The sequence below is a fragment of the Sphingobacterium sp. NGMCC 1.201703 genome (genome assembly GCF_047784615.1).
Lineage (GTDB): Bacteria > Bacteroidota > Bacteroidia > Sphingobacteriales > Sphingobacteriaceae > Sphingobacterium.
This window is the reverse complement of the sequence record NZ_JBLOHD010000002.1, coordinates 647,012-666,209: the sequence shown is the minus strand read 5'-3', so window position 1 is coordinate 666,209 and position 19,198 is coordinate 647,012. Positions and strand designations below refer to the sequence as shown.

General features: G+C 39.9%; 17 protein-coding genes. 12 read left to right on the top strand and 5 right to left on the bottom strand.

Annotation, left to right across the window (positions count from 1 at the left end):
- Positions 1–80: 80 nt before the first annotated feature.
- Positions 81–1,673, bottom strand: a complete 1,593-nt coding sequence (locus ACK8HY_RS08075; RefSeq protein WP_416133323.1) for an ABC-F family ATP-binding cassette domain-containing protein — start codon at positions 1,671–1,673, stop codon at positions 81–83.
- 265 nt (positions 1,674–1,938) lie between these two features.
- Here ACK8HY_RS08075 and ACK8HY_RS08070 point away from each other — a divergent pair, with 265 nt between their 5' ends.
- Complete coding sequence (locus ACK8HY_RS08070) at positions 1,939–3,276, top strand: sigma-54-dependent transcriptional regulator (protein ID WP_077432531.1); 1,338 nt, start codon at positions 1,939–1,941, stop codon at positions 3,274–3,276.
- A 93-nt stretch (positions 3,277–3,369) separates the two neighbouring features.
- Here ACK8HY_RS08070 and yiaA read toward each other — a convergent pair whose 3' ends face one another.
- Positions 3,370–3,837, bottom strand: coding sequence for an inner membrane protein YiaA (gene yiaA, locus ACK8HY_RS08065; RefSeq protein ID WP_077432532.1), 468 nt, complete (start codon positions 3,835–3,837; stop codon positions 3,370–3,372).
- A gap of 139 nt (positions 3,838–3,976) precedes the next feature.
- On the opposite strand from yiaA, the gene ACK8HY_RS08060 reads away from it, so the two are divergent.
- Positions 3,977–5,485: a hypothetical protein gene (locus ACK8HY_RS08060; RefSeq protein ID WP_077432533.1), complete on the top strand. Its 1,509-nt coding sequence runs from the start codon at positions 3,977–3,979 to the stop codon at positions 5,483–5,485.
- Here the strand turns inward: ACK8HY_RS08060 and ACK8HY_RS08055 are convergent.
- Together ACK8HY_RS08055 and ACK8HY_RS08050 are read right to left on the bottom strand one after the other, a co-directional pair.
- Positions 5,479–6,099: a murein L,D-transpeptidase catalytic domain-containing protein gene (locus tag ACK8HY_RS08055; RefSeq protein WP_416133322.1), complete on the bottom strand. Its 621-nt coding sequence runs from the start codon at positions 6,097–6,099 to the stop codon at positions 5,479–5,481. The two genes, ACK8HY_RS08060 and ACK8HY_RS08055, sit on opposite strands and share 7 nt — an antisense overlap.
- A gap of 47 nt (positions 6,100–6,146) precedes the next feature.
- A complete protein-coding gene (locus ACK8HY_RS08050) occupies positions 6,147–7,250 on the bottom strand; it encodes a DUF695 domain-containing protein (RefSeq protein ID WP_416133321.1) in 1,104 nt (367 codons plus the stop codon).
- Positions 7,251–7,558: 308 nt separating this feature from the next.
- On the opposite strand from ACK8HY_RS08050, the gene ACK8HY_RS08045 reads away from it, so the two are divergent.
- From ACK8HY_RS08045 to ACK8HY_RS08000, 10 genes are all read left to right on the top strand, one after another.
- On the top strand, positions 7,559–8,062 hold the full coding sequence (locus ACK8HY_RS08045; RefSeq protein WP_416133320.1) for a BON domain-containing protein: 504 nt from the start codon (positions 7,559–7,561) through the stop codon (positions 8,060–8,062).
- Positions 8,063–8,076: 14 nt separating this feature from the next.
- Positions 8,077–8,496: an SH3 domain-containing protein gene (locus ACK8HY_RS08040; RefSeq protein WP_077432537.1), complete on the top strand. Its 420-nt coding sequence runs from the start codon at positions 8,077–8,079 to the stop codon at positions 8,494–8,496.
- Positions 8,497–8,578: 82 nt separating this feature from the next.
- Positions 8,579–9,544 (top strand): hypothetical protein, encoded by a 966-nt coding sequence (locus tag ACK8HY_RS08035; RefSeq protein ID WP_416133319.1) that lies wholly within the window; start codon positions 8,579–8,581, stop codon positions 9,542–9,544.
- 312 nt (positions 9,545–9,856) lie between these two features.
- Complete coding sequence (gene tyrS, locus ACK8HY_RS08030) at positions 9,857–11,059, top strand: tyrosine--tRNA ligase (RefSeq protein ID WP_416133318.1); 1,203 nt, start codon at positions 9,857–9,859, stop codon at positions 11,057–11,059.
- A 132-nt stretch (positions 11,060–11,191) separates the two neighbouring features.
- A complete protein-coding gene (locus ACK8HY_RS08025) occupies positions 11,192–12,949 on the top strand; it encodes an aromatic amino acid hydroxylase (protein WP_416133317.1) in 1,758 nt (585 codons plus the stop codon).
- An 81-nt stretch (positions 12,950–13,030) separates the two neighbouring features.
- Complete coding sequence (locus ACK8HY_RS08020; RefSeq protein WP_077432541.1) at positions 13,031–13,390, top strand: S-adenosylmethionine decarboxylase family protein; 360 nt, start codon at positions 13,031–13,033, stop codon at positions 13,388–13,390.
- A 3-nt stretch (positions 13,391–13,393) separates the two neighbouring features.
- Positions 13,394–14,830, top strand: a complete 1,437-nt coding sequence (locus ACK8HY_RS08015; RefSeq protein ID WP_416133316.1) for a hypothetical protein — start codon at positions 13,394–13,396, stop codon at positions 14,828–14,830.
- A 14-nt stretch (positions 14,831–14,844) separates the two neighbouring features.
- Positions 14,845–15,063 (top strand): DUF350 domain-containing protein, encoded by a 219-nt coding sequence (locus ACK8HY_RS08010; protein WP_077432543.1) that lies wholly within the window; start codon positions 14,845–14,847, stop codon positions 15,061–15,063.
- The gene (locus tag ACK8HY_RS08005; RefSeq protein ID WP_416133315.1) at positions 15,056–16,570 is read left to right on the top strand and encodes a polyamine aminopropyltransferase; all 1,515 of its coding nucleotides are present in this window, start codon (positions 15,056–15,058) and stop codon (positions 16,568–16,570) included. The genes ACK8HY_RS08010 and ACK8HY_RS08005 overlap by 8 nt, the downstream gene beginning before the upstream one ends.
- A complete protein-coding gene (locus ACK8HY_RS08000) occupies positions 16,548–18,176 on the top strand; it encodes an FAD-dependent oxidoreductase (protein WP_416133314.1) in 1,629 nt (542 codons plus the stop codon). Before ACK8HY_RS08005 ends, ACK8HY_RS08000 begins: the two co-directional genes overlap by 23 nt.
- 120 nt (positions 18,177–18,296) lie before the next feature.
- Here the strand turns inward: ACK8HY_RS08000 and ACK8HY_RS07995 are convergent, their stop codons facing one another.
- A complete protein-coding gene (locus ACK8HY_RS07995) occupies positions 18,297–19,196 on the bottom strand; it encodes a flavin reductase family protein (protein WP_416133313.1) in 900 nt (299 codons plus the stop codon).
- Between the last annotated feature and the right edge of the window lie 2 nt (positions 19,197–19,198).

Below are 19,198 nucleotides of genomic sequence, written 5' to 3'. Positions count from 1 at the left end.
AGTGGTTCGATTGCACATATCCAGATCGGACTAGTACCAATATCATTAAACGTAGAGATGTCCACGTTAGTTTATTTTATCTAATTTTTTAAGCTAATAGCCCTGTCGATACCAATATCGTTTTGAAACATTTCGTCATGGGAAATGACAAGGAGTGTGCCTTTATAATGCTGAATCGCCCGGGTAAGGATACGAATGTTCTGAATATCCAGGTTATTTGTAGGTTCATCCAGAACGATGAGATCCGGAGCTTGTTGTCTAATCGTCAGGCAACAGAGGATCAGACGCATTTTTTCACCACCACTTAAAAGCCTGCAGGGCTTGTCCCAATCATCCTTTCCAAATAAAAAACGATTGAGTCTTATTTTGATATCATGTTCAGCTAAGGATTCACTGTTATAGGATTGCGCCTGTTCATATACACTCAAGTGGAGGTCAATAAGTGAGTACTCCTGATCGAGATAGATTGCGTTAAATCGCTGTCGTTCAATCTGGCCCTGACTGGGACTAAGATGTCCTAACAGGATTTTGATCAATGTGGTTTTACCAGAACCATTTTTGCCCTGCAAAATAATGCGCTCTCCGCTGAATAGCTGCAGGTCAATGTTTTCCGGCCAAAGTTCGGTGGTATTGTAGCTGAAATTGATTTTGGTCGCTTTGATCATGCTTTTTCCGCGTGGGAAACTACTGTTTCCTAAATCAATTTTCATTTCATCTAAGCTTGCTTTTGTGCTCCGGAGGTCCTGTAGATTGGATCTCATGTCTCCGATTTTGTCCTGGTGAACGCTTTTGATTTTGGCCGTGCTTTTTTCCGCATTATTGCGAAGCGTATTCATCATAATACGGGCCACGCCTGCTTTTTCCTGTTTTTTCTGACCGCGATTGTTCAATCTATTTTGGCGTTCAATCGTTTCTCTTTCTTTCTCTTTAGCTGTTTTGATCGCCTTTTCCTGATAGTGTATGTCCTGTTCCAAGGCATTGCGCTCTATTTCCTTTTGTGATTCGTAAAAAGCATAGTTTCCTCCATATCGTTTTATGCCCCTCGGTGTCATTTCTAAAGTGTCCTCGAGCAGATTGAGCAGCGTGCGGTCGTGGCTAACAATCACAACAGTCTGTTTTGAAGCCTGCAGCCATTGATAAAGTAGATTTTTACTGTCCATATCCAGATGATTGCTCGGTTCATCCAACAGGATAAGCTCGCATCCGTGAATTTGGATTCCTGCCAATAATACTTTTGCCTTTTGGCCCCCACTGAGATCAGACATTTTCCCTGTCAAATGAATTTCGGGCAGATTCCAATACCTAAAAGCTTCCTGGCATCGTTCTTCCAACGTCCAGTCGTCTTGAAGGATATTAAAATTTCCTTCTGTAGCATCGCCCTCTAAAATGGCATAAAAAGCGTCCAGTTTTTTGTCAATGCCTAAAGCCTCTGCAATGGTTAGATCATCGTACTGTCCTGTAATCTGTGGAACATAAAAAGGGCGGGTATCACGATGTATACTCCCTGTTGCGGGTGCTAGCTCACCAGCAATAAGACGCAATAATGTTGATTTACCAACACCGTTGTTGCCAATTAATGCGATTTTCTCTTGTGAGTTGATTGTTAGACTTATGTTTTCAAACAATAAATCTTTATTCGGATGTATATAGGATATCTGTTGTAATGAAATCATGCCAAAATTCTTTATAATGTTAAAAACAAACCATCGCGATAATTATTTATCGGCGGTATTTATTACGTTCTAAAGAATCTTGATCTTACATACAGTTTTGTGGATGAGCTACAAATATAGCAGTTTATTTCTAATCTCAAAAAAGCTATTTTTTAGGTATAGTCAAATCCTTCATGTTTTCAATATAAAATAGATAAACGGTCAAGTAACTTTTTAACGCTAAATTTTTGCGGTTTGCATTGAACAAATCGTAATTTTGGAAAACATGGTAAATAAAATACTTCTTATAGATGACGAAGAGAAGCTTCGTAAACTGCTTGCTAAGATCATCAGCTTGGAGGGCTTTGAGGTCATCGAAGCTGATGACATCCGGTCTGGTTTGAAAAAGCTTGATATGTTTGATATTGATGTGGTACTATGCGATGTTAAGTTGCCTGATGGTAATGGGGTAGAGACAGCGAAGTTGATTAAAGAGCGTCATCCAGTTGTTGAGATCATCTTATTGACTGCTTATGGTAACATTCCGGACGGAGTTCAGGCGATCAAAAACGGTGCTTTTGAATATATCACCAAAGGTGATGATAACAATAAGATTATACCTTTGCTCTATAAAGCCTGTGAGAAGGTGGCGCTGGCGCGCCGGGTACAACAGTTGGAGAAACAATTAGGCAATAGGCTTTCATTTGACAAAATTATAGGTAGTTCTGTTTCGATTAAATCGGCCATTGCACTTGCGCAAAAGGTATCTGTAACAAGCACGACCGTTCTATTAACAGGGGAGACGGGGACGGGTAAGGAAGTATTTGCACAAGCAATCCACCAGGCTAGTCCTCGAAAGGAGCGCAGTTTCGTCGCTATTAATTGTGCGGCTTTCACAAAAGATCTGCTGGAAAATGAACTATTCGGACATAAGGCCGGAGCATTTACAGGAGCAACAAAAGATCAACGTGGTCTGTTTGAAGAGGCTCATCTGGGCACTATTTTTTTGGATGAGATCGGGGAGATGGCGATCGAACTCCAGTCCAAAATCTTGCGTGTACTGGAGACCGGCGAATTTTTAAAAGTTGGTGATTCCAAGCCGACGAAAGTAGATGTCCGTATTATCGCTGCAACCAATAGAGATCTTGAAGCTGAAATAGATTCCGAACATTTTAGAAGTGATTTATTCTATAGATTATCGGTCTTTACAATTCAATTGCCACCCTTGCGTCAACGTGTTCAGGATATTCGATTGTTGGCTCAGTATTATGCTGATTTTTTTGCGGTAAAGTCGAATCTCAAACCATTAAAAATGACAGCTGAGTTTGTCGCTGCTCTCGAACGAAATCCATGGCGCGGCAATATCCGTGAATTAAAAAATGTAATCGAACGCAGTGTCATCTTAAGCGACGACGGTCAGCTTGATTTAGGAAGCCTCCCTTTTGGAATGAACGGTTTAAAGACGGAGCAAACCTTGGCCTCCAGTTTTTCCATGGCGCACATGGAACGTCAACATATTCAGCGTGTGCTGCAGCATACCAATGGGAATAAAGCTGAAGCAGCACGATTGCTGGAGATTGGTATAGCGACATTATACCGTAAACTCGAGGAATATAAAATATAAACTTAAAATAAGGTTAAACCAAAATATCCCTGGGATTCTTTTTGCAATAGATCCTACGGCATGTTCGCCAGGGGCCGTAGGATCGGCAAACCGCTAAAGTTTTATTTCATTATCATCAATAAGTTTAGCATCCCGTGTATTTTTCTGAACAGCTATCGCAGAGAATAGGCTTAAAGAAAAGGACATCGCATAGAATCCTTTTTCGCTAAGTAGCAGATCAGCGTTCCACAAGCCGATAACCAATAAAACTATCGCGGCAATTGTTGCAAACCAGCTTAGTCCATAGTAAAGTTCGGTTACAGCAAGTCCTTCAGCCTTATCTCGGACGCTTTTCTGAACAGAGATAACGGCGAATAAGGCAAACAATAGAATGGTAAAGTAATAGCCCTTTTCATTCAGAGCCATCGTTGCGTTCCATAAACCGATACAGTAACCTATAGTACCTACCAGTAAAGCAGTCCACGATGCGCCAATAAAAGCTCCTGTTGGTTTAAAAGGATTTCTTGTGTTTGAATCCTTTTTTGAAATTTTTTCTTCAATCATGTTTTTTAGCGGTTCCATAATTTTAATTTTTTTATAGTTGTTGTTATTTGTTGATTCAAATATCAAGAGCATTCCTTAGTATATAAAATCAATATATAGAAAATACTGATGATATATTTTTATTTATTAAATTTGATATCCCTTTAAATTTTATACTATGGATTCGATTGTAGAGCTTATTGGTCTTTTGGATAATAATGATATTAAAGATTTTGGCCGATTTTTAAAGAAGAAGAATAAACGCAATGATGTCAAGAATATCAAATTATTAGAAATATTAAAAACTGATGATATAAATGGATTAAAAAAACTCTATGCGTCTTCAAAAAATAAAGATGCTTACCACGCTCTAAGAAAAAGATTACATGATAGTCTATTATTGTTTATTTCCAATAAGACATTTGAACGGGATAATAGTGAGGCTCATGAGGCACTGCGTTTACTTATAGTTGGGCGTTTTCTGCTAGAGAATGATTTGATGAAACTAGGCTTTAAATGCCTTCAGCGGGCGGAGCAAAAGGCTTTACTTTTGGAGCAGTTTAGCTTACTCAATGAAATTCTACAGGTTAGACTGCAATATGCCTATCTGGAGTCGAGCCCTGATCTGGCGCCGCTAATTGATCGTTTAATATCTAACCAACATAAAATACAGCAAGAGGCAAGATTTCAGATAGCCTATGCGTTGCTAAGAGTGGAGCTACAGGATATCCATCTCAAGGGCAAGATCGTTGATCTAAATAAGCTAGTGATGGATACAATCGGCAGGTATGACATTTCCTTACGGGAACTGTTGTCTTTTAAATCGCTTTATCAACTCTTGTATATCGCCAATGAATACGCGATGATTCATCAGAATTATGCACTGGTGGGGTCATTTTTGGTAACAAGCCACGAGTTTATAACAAAGCAAAAAGCGAATGCGCCCCATCACTTGTATTATTACTTACATATCCTCTATTATCTTGCTAATTTCAATTTACGGAATGGGTTATTTCAGGAAAGCTTAGCATATCTGGAACAGTTGATGGCTGACTGTGCTCCAGGGACTGTTCTTCGGACTCAGTTTCATTTACGTTATTATCTGCTAAAGGCTTTAAATTACCATTATATGGGTGAGGGTGCCAAAGCGCTTGATCTTTTACGTGTAGGAACACAACAATCAACATTGAAATCCAACGATACGGATATTGCGGACCTGCAATTATGTCTGGTTATGTTTTTGGCGCAATCTCAAGATAAACTAGCGTTGGCAGAATTAAGAAAAATGATCCGGACAGATGCTTGGTATGAGCGAAAAATGGGTATGTTATGGACAATCCGTAAGAGCTTGCTGGAGATTTTGATCCACATTCAATTTGGAGATATTGATTTGGCGTTTTCGCGTGTGAAGAGCTTTAAGCGCCGGTACAAAAAATACCTGGAAACGGTACGGGAAGGCCGGGTTGTAAATTTTTTAAGATTGGTTGAAAAGTATCTGCAAGATCCTGCTGTAATAAAAAATAAGACTTTTATTACCGCCATAGATACGATGGCTATAGATTTGGAAAATCAAGATCTATTTGTGCTGGCATTTATTGCATGGTTAAAATCCCTGATCACATCGGAAAGCCCTTACCAGGCCATGTTGCATTTAGTCGATCGATCGGTAAATAAAAAAGATCAATAATAGATACTCAGGATAATTTGTTTTTGAGAGGTATCGATAATACGTTGCAATCTTTCATAGAATTTGACGTTCACCATTGGGCAGCCCTGGCTTAAACATATTGGAGCAACCTGTTCATCATAAGGCATGTTGTCATATTTATGTAGAACGATATTTCTGTCATAGGCATTGCTATTGGAATCTTCAAGACCAAATAACCTGTAAGCCTTTCCGAAGCGACCATTATAGGATACCCCGATTGCATACAGGCCCAATGAGGTCGCATAGGAGCTGTCTTTATTGCTGAATTTTAGTTGCCCAGTTTGCCCAGTTTCCGAACCGGAACCATGCGCTACTAAACCCTGATCCAGCAGCTGATTATTTCGAAGATCGACAACGAAAAAGCGATTTCTACCAGAAGGTCTTTTCATATCAAGTAGAAATGCAAGCTCCTTATTGTAGTTTTTATTGTTTTTCACGAGATTTTTGACCCGATCGAAAGCATTGTTGTACCGTGCTGAATCGGATGCCGCCGTGTTTTCCGTACGATCTGTCTTAGAGATATTATTTTGAGAAACTTTAAAAGCAATCAGACAGATCCCGATTAGGATAATAAATGCGATGAACTTATTCATTGTAAAACAAAAGGTGATGAATATTTATTTTTGGTTGCCTATTGCTGTTATTCTATTGTTTTATTAAATCGCTCAAAAGAGTTCCAATATTTGTCTTTATAGATAGCGTAGTCTATATCAAGTTTATTTTGATATTGCCCTATTAATTGATCTATGGTTTGGGACGATTTTCTAAATTCCGTACAGGCCAGGTAAACTTCCCGAATGTTATCAGCCGTCTCCCGGCCGATATTGAGGTGACCTATATCTTGTGGAAGACTGCTCATTAAGTCATCTTCGAATTTATCCATTAAATCGTATGTAACCTGGTCGGGCATGCCGTTTGTTGCCGTACCGTTGTAATTGATCCGCAGTGTTACGATCCAGGGGTGTGATGCTTTTCCGTTCCAATCCAGCAGGGAAGTATTTATTATGGCTAAGATCGGTAAATCATTTTGTAGCATACCTTCGAAAGCGGTGTAGGAATCATTTTCAGCTTCATGTCTGACATCCGTGTATTTTTCGACAAATTCTTTTTCACGCCAGATTAGATAGTCTTTTAATTTAATCAGCGGAATGAGTTCACCTGCAGCCTGATTACTGGAAGTGACATTTAAATTGTCAATAGTGATGATCGAGTTTAGTTCGCCAATATAATTATCCAGGAATATTTCAACCCCATGGGCAATGTTTGCTTTATCTTCTTCGGTATACTTGGGGTGTACAATAACAATATCCACCTCATCTGGACGGTATTGGTGTTCAATGGGGTAAAAAGACATATCGTTGATGTCAAAGGAAAAACCGTACATTGTTATTTTAAATTTTTCCATGTCCTTGACTGCGGGCTTTAAAGCTGTAAATTTCCAGTTGGGAAGGGCAGGAGCTGCATTGATTAAAGTCTCTACGAACGCAATATTTTTTACAACACCATCAGGGGTAATGATAAGCTCTGCAGTATCGTCATTGCACATTCCAGTTAAAAAATAAAGATCCTTTCGGAGCGCATCGATTTTTGGGGAAAGCTTGCTGAAAAAATTCTGATCAATATGATCTCCATTTTTTACAATTTGAAAAAAGGTTTGTTCGTTTTTTTCAAACCAGTTCCAAAAATCCTGTATGCTATCTTTTCTATTTTCCTTCTTTCGAAAAATATTGTTCAAAAATCCCATAATTTGTATGTGTTCGATTGGTACCCTATATCAGGCCTGTTACAGCTTTGCTTCTAAAATTAATGATATAATTATGATCCAACAAGTAATTCACTGTCTAAAAATCATGTGACAAACAATTGGTCCAGGAGTTTGTTAAGGATAGTATTGGACATCATAAATTCATACGGAACATATGGGATACCCATAGCAAAGTAGGGGCACATTTGGTCGAAATCGTTGGGGTATGCTTGACTTAAATACAAATGGGTTGTAATGAGTTCATTTAAAGTAAGAAGAATAGAAACTTAATAAATAATTATTTACATATGAAATTTAGCAAATTAACATTCTGCCTTTTGGCAACATCAGCAGTACTTTCTTTTTCTGCATGTAAATCGGGATTATCTGATGATAAATTAGAGGAAAAGATAGAAAATGCACTTACGGGACGTAAAACTGTTGATGTTGAAGTCGAGAAAGGAAAAGTAATCCTAAGTGGTACTGTAACCTCGGAGGAAGAAAAGCAGCAGATAGAATCTATTGCAAAGACCGCTGGAGACAAAGATGTCAAATCCATTCAAAATGATCTTGTTGTGAGCGCACCTGTTGCAACACCGGCGCCTATTACGGTGTCGAATAATGACGCTGTACTTGGTGCGGCTGTAAATACGTTTATGAAAGATTTTCCGTCCGTTCAAGCGAATGTTAAAGATGGGGTTATTTCGGTAACAGGAACCTTGGAACAGGCGAAGATTGTTACATTGAAGCAAGGTTTGGATAATCTGAATCCAAAGAAAGTAGATTTAAGTGGTATTGTGGTTAAAAAATAAAAAAAGCATAAATTATGTCATTACAAGAAAAATATAAAGTTCTTTTGGATACTGCGCAATCTTCAGGGGTCAATGATCTGAATTACGCTGAAATGGATGGCGTACTTCAAATTAGAGGTACCGCACCTAGTGCAGATGTGAAAAATAAACTCTGGGAAATTTACGGAAATATCGATCCTAACTTCCAGACCGGTGATGTAGTCTTAAACGTAGACGTGGCCACTGAGGTTCCGGGTAGTCAGGTTAGGGTGATTACAGAGAATAGCAATTTAAATATCAGAAAGGGCCCAGGGACAGACCAGCCTATCGTGGGAAAAGCTGCAAAAGGTGAAATTATCACACTGATTAGCAAAGCAAATGATCAATGGTGGTTGGTGCGGACCACAGACAATGAAGAGGGCTATTGCTACGCTCAATATTTGGAGTCAGTCTAATTACGATCGGTTCCTGAACAACATAAAAGGGAGATCTACCTTAGGGTATTTCTCCCTTTTCTTTTTCTATAAGCTATTTTGTATGGCATTATATTCACTATTTGTATTTCGTTTGGTTCGATCTTCTGGTTTTGGAGCAATAATTGTATTATATGTATTGCAACAAACTTATTACAATATGTTGAAATTGATTTTTTTCTTATTTCCAGCTATTGCTCTATCGGGGCAAATAGTGGTAGCACAGGAGTATGTTCGTTTGGACAAAGACCGGTATCAGTTACATTTATCAGAATCTCCAAAAGATACCATTAGGATCGTTGAAAAAGGAAAAGTTACAAAATTGAAGCAGGGAAAATATATTCTGCAACAGAACCAATTTATGGGTGCCTCGAACGCTTTTATTGCCGTCAATAAAGAGGGGTTAGTGGATGGAAATTTTAAGATTGAAAAAGATGGAAAACGTGCTGTGGCTCAGGTGCGGCATGGTGTGATGGAGCAAATCGATGTGCTTATCGATGCAACGTTGGATCTGCAGTATATCATTACAGATACTTCGAGTGTACAGCGTGATTTTCGAAATGGCAAAATTAGCCAGGAGAAGATCGTGATTTATCAACCAAATTTAGGGAAGAAGAAAGTGTTAAAGACATTTTTTGATACCTACTATACCATTGAAAATGAATTTGACCATAGTAGGTCTGACTACAGCCGGGATAATAAATTACTTTATAAGGCAAAATTGGATTGTGTCGGTCAGGTCGTTGAATCCAAGTCGTTCAATAGAGATGGTCAGCTACTTAGACACACGTATAAGAAGGATAAAATCAATTATACGGAATTATATCAGCATAACAATCTAGTCGAGCGGCTGTACAAAATCAACGACGTGAACTACAGGGAATATTTTAAGAACCAATTATTATTGAAGAAAATCGTTGAGAAAAAGCGAAATGGCCGGATCGAGCGATATGTATATAGTGCCGAAGGTAGGCTACTGGAGAAAAGCAAGGATACTGTATCTAAAAAAGGAGATGAGAATCACGTCTAGTAGGATTTTTGATACAAATTTAATGGATATAGTTGGGTGTCCGATAAGAGTTGATTGAGGCCATCAGAGCAGCGTGAACAGGAGCGGATGGTTTGCTATATTATTTTGAGTTTTTTGGATTTTAGAAATATAGCCTTACCTTTGTTAAGGCAATGAAGAAAATGAACAATATATTACGTCTTCCATTTTTCTCAAATTATTATCTCCCGATAGTAGTTCGGGAACCTTATGCCTATTAAAATTTAGAAAATTTAATTATTTATATAGCTAAGCCCGAACATAACGTTCGGGCTTTTTTGTTTTTATAGCATTATGTTAACAGATTTAGAAGAAAACATTGAAATTATGTTGCCCAAGAATGGGCTGAGATCCAAATTGCAACAATCTAAAGAAACCGGGCACCCGCTGGTTATCAAACTCGGGTTTGATCCCACAGCTCCAGATCTTCATTTGGGGCATGCTGTGGTATTGAAAAAACTTAGGCAATTTCAGGAATTGGGTCATGAAATCGTGGTTTTGATTGGGAGTTTTACTGCGCGAATAGGTGATCCAACAGGCAAAAATAAAGCGCGCAAGCCTTTGAATCAGGAAAAAATAGCTAACAATACGGCTACCTATATTGCACAATTAGCTAAAATTATCGATGTGTCAAAGACAAAGGTCGTCTTTAATGGGGATTGGTTGGATAAATTAGATTTTGCAGAGGTTATTCAGCTTGTTTCAAAAGTGACGGTCGCGCAGCTGATGCAACGGCATGATTTTCACAGGCGCTATACAGATAATCAGCCGATTGCCATGCATGAACTTATCTATCCGATATTGCAGGGTTTTGATTCTGTACACATCAAAAGCGATATAGAAATGGGAGGGACAGACCAATTGTTTAATTGTGCAATGGGACGTCAAATTCAGGAATCTTTTAACCTCGATCCTCAGCTTGTCTTATGTATGCCATTGCTCAGAGGACTGGATGGCAAAGAGAAAATGAGCAAATCGCTGCACAATACCATTGGGTTGCTGGATGAACCGAATGAAATGTTTGGCAAGGCGATGTCTATTCCTGACAGCTTAATCCCAGATTATATTGACCTCACGACGGACTTTAGCCCGACAGAAAAGAAGGTACTAAAATCAAGAGTGGAATTAGGCGAAAATCCGATGGAAGTCAAAAAGCTTATTGCGCATAATCTCGTGGCCCAATACCATGATCTGGAGGCTGCCGCAGCTGCATTGGATTTTTTTGCTAAACAGTTCCAGCAGAAATCATTTGATGATAAAAAATTTGAAGAGATATCGTTACAGTATATTAATGCGCAATTGGGTACTGTTGCAAAGCTTGTTGACCTTTGTCACTTTTTAAAGAAAGATCTGAGTAAGTCCGCGATTCGCAGACTCATTGCTGAAGGGGCAGTACAAATTGACTCAAACAAATGTCTGGATGCTGATCTGTGTGTTGATCTGGGGATTGGTTTTAAAATTAAATTAGGAAAAAGAAGTTTTTTTAAAATTGTTTAGGAAGGTTTTAGTAGATATACCTTTAAGATGTTTTGTAAAAAAGCGTGGAAATGCAAGGTTGCTCTTTCGGAAACCACAATTATTTTCTACCTTCATACAAAGTCTCATACTTTACTTTGATACCGATTATAAATGGAAACATATAATAATGTTGTTTTGGAGCAGTTGCCAAAACATTTAAAGCGCTTTGTAGTCGCCCAGCAATATGAACGTTATACAGCTTTAGATCAAGCCCTGTGGCGCTATGTCATGCGTCAGAATTATTCCTTTTTAAAAGACGTCGCTTATTACCCATATATCCCGGGATTGAAGAAAGCGGGCTTATCCATTGCGCGTATACCAGATCTGCAACAAATGAATGATAGTCTGAAATTAATTGGCTGGGGAGCAGTAACAGTTGATGGATTTATACCACCGTCGGCTTTTATGGAATTTCAGGCACATCGGGTATTGGTCATAGCGGCAGATATCCGGCAATTGGAACATATCGAATATACGCCGGCTCCAGATATTATCCACGAATCGTCAGGACATGCGCCGATTATCGGTGAGCCAGACTATGCCGTTTATTTGCAGTATTTTGGGGAAATTGGAACAAAAGCACTATCCTCCCGTAAGGATTTTGAACTGTATGAAGCCATTCGCCACTTGTCCATTTTAAAAGAACATGCCGGTACGACCGAAGCGGAATTAGCGGAAGCTGAAAGCCATTTGAAAACCGTTCAGGACAATATGGGTGAGCCTTCGGAGATGGCCTTATTGAGCAGATTGCATTGGTGGACGGTGGAGTATGGGCTAATAGGCAGTTTGGAAGATCCGAAAATCTATGGGGCAGGCTTATTGTCTTCGATCGGTGAGAGCGCCAGCTGTATGCAAAAATCGGTGCCTAAACTTCCATATGATCTACATGCTGTGAACTATGCCTATGATATTACGAAGCCACAGCCACAGTTGTTCGTGACACCGGATTTTGAGCATTTAATGAAAGTTCTGAACCAGTTTGCAGATACTATGGCTTTTCGGGTCGGAGGCAAACAAAGTTTGGAAAAAGCGATTGACTGTCAAGCGGTATGTACATCCGTTTATAGCTCCGGATTACAAGTCTCAGGTGTTTTTAAAACAGCAAACTCAGATCAGGCTATTTCCTATTTACAAACTGTAGGCCCTACTGCGCTGGCATTTTCAGGAAAGCAATTAGAGGAGCATGGTACAAACTATCATCGGGAGGGCTTTGGTTCTCCAGTCGGTTTGTTGGAAAACAGTCCTAAAGATTTGGCTGATTTCTCGAATGAAGAATTGAGCGATTATGGCATTAGCCCAGGAAAACGATGTTCTTTGCGGTTTTCTTCGGGTATCGTGGTGGAAGGTGTTGTTGTGAAGGCCCTGCGTCAAGAGACCAAGGTCGTGTTGATTTCATTTGAGGATTGTGAAGTCTACCGAAATGATCGGATGGAAATTTATTTTAAACCGGAATGGGGAACTTACGACATGGCTGTTGGTGCTGAGATTGTGTCCGTCTTTGCCGGTGCAGCTGATAAAGACACTTATCCGTCTGTGGACGAAAAAACGGAGGAAACACCCAATTTATCGCATATACCAATTGAAGACTCGAAATTGGTCGCCATACATGCGTGTATCGGAAAACTACGTTCGGAATCTTTTGACAGGAAAAGTTGGAAGGATATCTTTGATCAGTTGTACACAGAGATCACAGATAACTGGCTCGCACTGGTAGAACTGTACGAGATCGCGTGGGCGCATCATGTATATGAGCTAACGCAAGAGGCTGAAAGTAAACTTAGCGCTATAATCGCAATACGGCCCAGCCTGAAAAAACTGATAGAAGACGGCATACGGGTCGCAAAAGAGGAGGCGTTAAATAATCACTGAGTGAAATGATTGATTCCTGTTGTATAAAAATTAGGTAAAACTTTTTATATTTGGAATGTTTAATTTATCCAGTTATTTCTGATGAATGAAAAGTATACTCCGGGAAAACATCTGCTGATGACATTGCAGGTGGAGGAGGTATCGTTATTGACTAATATAGAACCTTTTTTGGACTTTACAAAAAAGCAAATCAATATCCATAATTTACAAATTGTAGGTATTTCCACGCATTCTTTTGAGGGCGGTGGATTTACTGCTGCAATTTGTCTGATGGAATCACATATTTGTATCCATACATGGCCTGAGTTTGGACAATTGACATTAGATGTCTATCTCTGTAATTATCTGAAAGATAACAGTGAAAAAGTTTTGCTGTTGGGTAGTGTTTTTAAAAGCTATTTTAATGCAACGGTCATGAATGAAACTGTTGTTAATCGATAGGATATGGATGTAATTTGCAAAAAATGTGGCCATGTACACCAGTTCAAAATCGAGGTAACTGACTTTTCGGGCTTCGTTTGTGCCAACTGCCACAGTTATTTTAAAGGTTCAACACTTGAAACATTAACTTATGTAAAGGAATTTTCCGCTCCTTTAATGATGCAATGGGCTAGTTTGGGAGAACTGGTTCGCTTCAAGAAAAATAGCTACTGGATCATCACCAAGATACAGCGCTATTCAAAAAATGGCGAATATGGCAACGAGTTTGTGGGATTAAATGCGAATAGAGAAGACATCTACTTTAGCGATGGAGTAGATTATGCATGTGCTTTACATACCGTTGAACGGGAAAAGGTGATGCTTTTGCCGCAGAGTAATATCTGCAAGTTCAATAACGTAAAATACAACCTCGAGTATACGGAGGAGCAAACGGTGGTCTATGCGGAGGGATTTGTGTTCGAAGATCTGGAGTCGCCGTCAACAACCAATACCTATATTCAGGTCGTTAATGAGGATCGGTTTATTTCTCAGGAATTTATCGATAACGATGTGCAGTATTATCAAGGGATTTACCTAGATGATGAGGACTATTATCAAATCTTTGATATTTATAAAAGCTACACAGCTCAAAAAGAAATCGCGGGCACGAAACTCAGAAACATCGGAATTTTTGCTGTTTTACTTTTGGCCGTTTTATTCTGGTTTTTAAATTGGGGGCAGATTGGGAAGGATGAGTATAAGTTTGATGAAAAATTCTTCGCTAAAAAAACAAATTCAGAATTTGTCGGTGCTTCCTTTGAATTAAAAGGCGATAAACCTAAAAAACTGGTCCTGGAGGGAATATCGGAATCTAAGAACCATCCCATCCAGCTGATGATCAAACTAGTTAATGAAAAAACAAATGAGATTATAGAGACCGGTACAGCTGTCCACGATAATAATGACATTAATTATGCAAGTGGATTGACCGTTGATTTTTGTCGTATCCAACCGGGGGTCTATCACCTTGTTTTTGTGACCTCTTCATCGAATGGTTCCACTGATATGGCTGTTAATTTTGAACTTAATGAAGATTATAAATTGACGTACGGGGGTACCAGTTATGTTTTTTTGATTACTTGTCTAGTGGGACTCGTGGTCCTTGTGGGGATTTTCAGACATAATATGCTAGCAATTAAAAATAAGGATTTTGTAGCTCGGGGAGAGGGACTAAGTTACGTTGATATATTAAAATTTGATTGGCTGGGGGTAGCTTTAATTGCTTTTTTTGCTTTTTTCATTGCTGTTAGCTTATTTGTAAATTCCTCAACCAATTGTAGGACTACATTGCGGACAAGCACGTTGGAAGACCATACCTATACAGGATCAAGATCGCATTATTATCGATCTTTTTACGGTAGCGGTGGTAGTTATAGTGGATATGGTTCAGGTCATAAATAAAAATTGATATAAAAATGAATTACGAATTGTTTTATAAAGGAATTGCAGCATCATTGATTTATTCGCTTATTGGAATTGCTGTATTGTTATTGGCCTATTGGCTTATCGAGCGACTGACACCCGAGAAGTCCTGGCAGGAGATCGTAAAGAACAAGAATATGGCTTTGGCGATTGTTTTTGCTGCTTTTATATTAGGCATATCGATCATAATAGCTGCGGCAATACATGGGTAAAAAGAGCAATCTGCCCATTTTTCTCTTATTTGCGGTATTTATCATTGCTACTTGTGGGCTCATCTATGAGCTGGTTGCAGGAGCTTTGGCGAGCTATCTGTTGGGAGATTCAGTCAAGCAGTTTTCATTTATTATCGGTACCTACCTATTCTCAATGGGGGTGGGGTCATTTTTGGCAAAGTATATTACGAAAAACCTTTTTGATCGGTTTATAGACATTGAACTTTTGATCGGGATTATCGGTGGCTGTAGTTCAGTCGTTTTATTTTTACTGTTCCAGCAGGTTGAGCACTTTCAATTTGTACTCTATTTCTTTGTTTTTCTGACAGGCTGTCTTTGCGGCATGGAGATACCCTTACTGATGAATATTCTAAAAGACCGAGTCCAGTTTAGGGATTTGGTTTCCAATGTATTTGCCTTTGATTATATCGGTGCGCTGATTGCTTCGGTACTGTTTCCTATTCTGCTTATCCCCAAGTTGGGCGTAATGGGAACATCCCTGTTTTTCGGAATAATCAATATTCTGGTAGGCGTCTTTCTATCCTTCTATCTTGCGAAAAGGCTCAAAAATCCAAATTGGATAAAAGCCAAGTCTATCGCTTGCCTGACCCTGCTTTCGGTTGTCTTTTTTTATTCCGATAACTTGCTTCAATATTCCGAAAGTCAGTTATATGGGAATAATATTATCTATAAGCATTCTACACCCTATCAACGTATCGTTCTGACGGAGAGCAAGGGTGAATATCAATTGTTTCTGAACAATAATTTACAGTTCAACACCAAGGATGAATATCGGTATCATGAGGTGTTGGTGCATCCAGCGATGTCTATGGCGAAAGATGTTTCCAATGTTCTGGTATTTGGTGGTGGAGACGGATTAGCTGTCCGCGAGATCCTGAAATATCCCGGTGTAAAAAAAGTGACGTTGGTAGATCTGGATGAAGGGATGACCAAGTTATTCCAGACCAATGAATTATTGGTCAATCATAACAAAGGTTCGCTGAAAGATGCCCGGGTAAAAGTCATCAATCAGGACGCATTTATCTGGGCAAAATCGGCGAAGGAAAAGTACGATGTTATGATTATTGATTTTCCGGACCCATCAAACTATAGCCTTGGAAAGTTATATACGACGAGTTTTTACCAAAGTCTATCGCCGCTTATGACGCCCTATACCATGGTTTCGGTACAGACTACCTCGCCTTATTTTGCTCCCAAATCGTACTGGTGTATCCATGAGACGATCAGTACGGTTTTTCCAAATACAGTCGCTTATCATACCTATGTGCCTTCCTTTGGCGAATGGGGATTCTGTCTGTTTTCGGCCGATATGAGGCAGCAGTTTAAGCGTATTACCCGACGTGTGGACAAGCTACGGTATTACAATTATCATTTTGGAGAACTGACTGATTTTCCACCAGACATGCGTGCGGATCATGTAGAAATAAATCGTTTGGACAATCAGATTTTAGTGCGGTATTTTGATGAAGAATGGAGTAAGATTTAATCCCTCGCGACGCGGTTTCCTTAAGCTTGCATTCTTGGGGGCAATCGGAATGCAATTTGCTCAGGCCTGCAAGAAAAAAGCAAATCATATTTTTTTACGGCTGACAGGGACAGATCATATTTTGGGGCATCGCCTTCGGTTTCCCGATTTTCCCAAACCGACAACAGTTATTGAAATACCCATTCTGATTCTCGGCGGCGGTATAACTGGCTTGTCTGCGGCTTATCGTTTGCAACAGAACGGAAGGGGAGATTTTCTGCTATTGGATATGGAATCGGAAGTGGGGGGGAATGCGCGTCATGGCGAGAATGCTTATAGTCGTTATCCGCTGGGAGCACATTATCTTCCTATTCCAAATGCTTCCAATATTGAACTGCTGCGGTTTTTGGAGGAATCGAAAATTATCGTCGGCTGGACGAATGAAGGTGTTCCATTATTTGATGCGGAACAATTGTCCTTTGCTCCGCAGGAGCGACTTTTTATTCATAATATCTGGCAGGAAGGTATTGTTCCCAACTATGGATTATCGCCGCAGGAGACAGCCGAAGTAGATCGATTTATGGTTCAAATGGATCAGTTTAAGCGATTGAAAGGAGCTGATGGGAAGTATGTTTTTGATATTCCGATGCGCAGTGCTTCACAATCAGACCATCTTAAAAGGCTAGATGTTATGAGCATGCGATCATGGATGGAATCGGAAGGGTATAAGACCGAAGCGATCTATAGCTATGTGAACTACTGCTGCCGGGACGATTATGGAACAGGTATATTGGCTACTTCCGCTTTTGCCGGTATACATTATTTTGCGAGCCGCAAGCATGACTGGTCCACTTATCAGGATCTGGTGCTCACCTGGCAGGAAGGGAATGGACGGTTGGTCAGTCACTTGAAAAAATATGCGGATGGTAAGGTACTGAATCAGCATTTGGCTTATCAGATCGATGTCAGGGAAGATGCGGTGGAAGTGTTTGTATTCGACAGTAAAGGGAAAGTGTCAAAGACCATTAAAGCCCAGAAGGTGATCAATTGCTGCCCGCAGTTTGTCAACCAATATCTGCTGCCAAACCGTAAGTCATTGACGAAAGAATTTCATTATGCCCCCTGGATTGTGGCAACGATTGTATTGCACCGTTTCCCTTTTACGGATGGCGCGACACTTTCCTGGGAAAATATAATTTATAATGGAAAGGGATTGGGCTATGTTTATGATCAGCACCAAAGCCTGAACCAGCTGCAAAGCCCTTTTGTAATTACCTATTACCACAGTTTAGGAGATGGAGACCTCAATGTAAACCGGAAACAGCTGTACCACTGGACAGATCAGCAATGGAAAGATTTTATACTGGAAGATTTGGGAAAGGCTCATTATGGAATAGAAAATGAAGTCATCAGTATAGAAATTTTTCGACATGGACATGGTATGATCAGTCCTGTTAGTGGTTTTCTATCAAGCGAAGCGCGCACAGAACTGGCGAAACCTATCGCTGGCAAAGTCTATTTTGCGCATTCTGATTTAAGCGGCATATCTATTTTTGAAGAAGCCTTTTATCAGGGAATCACTGCAGCTGATCAGGTTATGACTAGTTCAAGCCCAAAAGAAGCATAGCTGTCGGTCTATGTTTCCGGATTTCTGTGTGTTTGTTATTTCTATGGGTTTGCTATAGCACTTGCGTTCCCGATATTTTAATCGCTGTACTCATATGTAGTATTTTGCGCCTGAAGCTCCTTATAGGCTTAATAGCACCTGCCATGCTTTTTCCAATTGTTCTGTATCCAACAATTGCGCCGCGTATTCATGTACTTTTTGTGTCAATTGTGGCGAACCTTGCTGAAAGTTTAGCCTGAGATAGTTTAAATATTTATCCTCTTGGGAATTCTGCTCTAAAACAGGTAAGGATTCTACATTGGCCAATAGTCCCAGGTGGTTTCCGGTAAGTACTTTGGAAAAGCGGATGCTTTCTGGCAATTGATCGACCCCAATACCCAGACTGCGAAGTGGTTTAGGAACAATAAAGAGGTTTTCATTGGTTACCCGGCAGTACCAGTCACCACCGAGACGGGCGACCAGATCTAGTTCCTCTTGTTTTATCGTATTGTTTTTGTGTAATAATTCTTTGTGCACATGCATATAGAGGACTTCTGCAATAACGAGATTTCCCGCTCCGGGTTCTTCGCTCAGGGCGATCACTTCCCTTACTCGGCACTCTAATTGAACTGGAGATTCTGCGACTCGAGGCGGACGAACATGTAAAGACGGAATCGGCGTAAACCCCGATTTATCAAATTCATTGATCTCCTTGCTGTACTCTGTGCTGGCCAGTGATTGTTGCTGTACCATCGCATAGTTTACGATATTGATGACGACCTCATTGACTTCCTGAATATTGTCCAGTGTATGTTTGGTACTTCCATCACGCATGCGACGCAAGGGCGAGAACACACATATTGGAGGCTGGTGTGACATCAGGTTGAAGTAGCTGAAAGGACTGAGGTTAACCTTGCCTGTCGCATCGATGGTACTCGCAAAACAGATGGGACGGGGGGCAATGGCATATTTGATTAAATTATCAACGATTGCTTTATCAGCTGATGGTTCAAAAGTGACTGTATCGAAAGAAGAATTCATTT